Below are 1377 nucleotides of genomic sequence, written 5' to 3'. Positions count from 1 at the left end.
AGACAACGCGAGACCGACGGCATCGGATTCTCGGCCGTCGACGACATCGAAATCACCGCGCATGGTTTGGCGACTTATCAAAACCGATCGGGTCAAGGCCCCGCACGTGCCCAATCCGTGGTCCAAGTGGTGTGCACTTGGGACGGTACCAACGCTCCATTATTGATTGCTTGATTCATGGCCAAAGCACGAACAAAGCGAACCATAACCCCAGACGCCACCGCGATCGACGACGCAGGAATCGCCAACGTATACCGCCGAGCAACCGGATGTTCGCATCACGAAGCGTTGGTCAAGGTCGCCCACATCGATGACGCAACAAAATCGAAATGTGTCGCTGCGATCAAGGGCAAACGCTTGGCTTCCGTCCCCGGCATCCTAAACGCAGCCGTGGCAGCAGCAAAATCGCAAACGAACGAAACATCCGCGACGGTTGATCATTAAAGGTACCCCCGATGCCAACGGGACTTGGCGGCGAAATCATTTGGCTATGTCCATCGCTTGATAATGCAGGAAATGGCACTACAACCATTACCGATCTGAGCGGAAATGGGAACGACGGCACACTCACCAACGCCACACCCGCAACCGCATGGAAAGCGGACACTGAACACGGTGGTGTACGAGCGATCGATCTCGATGGAACGAATGACTACGTTGCGACGACATTAAACGCGGTACCGGTTTCGTCACACTCGTTCGCGATTTGGGTTTACAAACCTTCCACCAATGATTCGATTCTCTTGAACCAGCGGGTTGGCGGTAGTGCTCAGTTTCAATTGTGGCTAAGCCCGTCGACGCACAGCCAGAAACTGCAGTACTGGAACGGATCGTCGCAAGTCAACAGCGATACAAATTGCCCGCAAAACCAGTGGGTGCATTGTGGTGCAACGCGATCGGGAACAACGTTAAAGTTCTATATCAACGGAACGCTTGCGGGAACCAAATCCATCACGGTACCGTCGGCATCGTCGGCCAACGTGTTGCTCGGGTATGAAGGCTATGGCTATGCCAAAGGCAAATGGGATGACTGCCGCATTTTTAATCGGGAATTGACTGCAGGTGAAATGTCGGCACTTGCGTCCGTTCGCGCCTACCAACCCGGCGGAACTCCCAAAGGACCCGACTACATGACCGGTGTGCGACGTGGCCTGCTTTCTCTTTAGACATCGTGCATTGAAATGAAACCAAACCCCACCTATCCACGTCTCTATTTTCGGGTCTGGTCCGCAACGGACGATCCGTTGACGAATCTTGATGTTTCCGGAATCACTTCGGCAAAGTACAGCCGGTTTGTATCGGGACGATGGGCGACCGCGGTGGCGGTGGGGTCGCTTATCGATGGTGATGACGGAGACGCCTTTCTCGATGGCACCT

General features: G+C 54.4%; 3 protein-coding genes. All 3 read left to right on the top strand.

Translation table 11 applies throughout. The annotated features are described in order from the left end of the window. Positions 1-177: 177 nt before the first annotated feature. Positions 178-444, top strand: a complete 267-nt coding sequence (locus tag RMSM_RS02905; RefSeq protein WP_008691332.1) for a hypothetical protein — start codon at positions 178-180, stop codon at positions 442-444. 11 nt (positions 445-455) lie between these two features. Continuing rightward, a complete protein-coding gene (locus RMSM_RS02900) occupies positions 456-1166 on the top strand; it encodes a LamG domain-containing protein (protein WP_008691329.1) in 711 nt (236 codons plus the stop codon). Positions 1167-1181: 15 nt separating this feature from the next. After that, the coding region (locus RMSM_RS02895; protein WP_008691328.1) for a hypothetical protein at positions 1182-1377 on the top strand (196 nt) is incomplete at its 3' end.

The sequence above is a fragment of the Rhodopirellula maiorica SM1 genome, assembly GCF_000346295.1.
GTDB lineage: Bacteria > Planctomycetota > Planctomycetia > Pirellulales > Pirellulaceae > Novipirellula > Novipirellula maiorica.
Note: the sequence above shows the minus strand (reverse complement) of the source record. Positions and strands in the feature narration are given on the sequence as shown.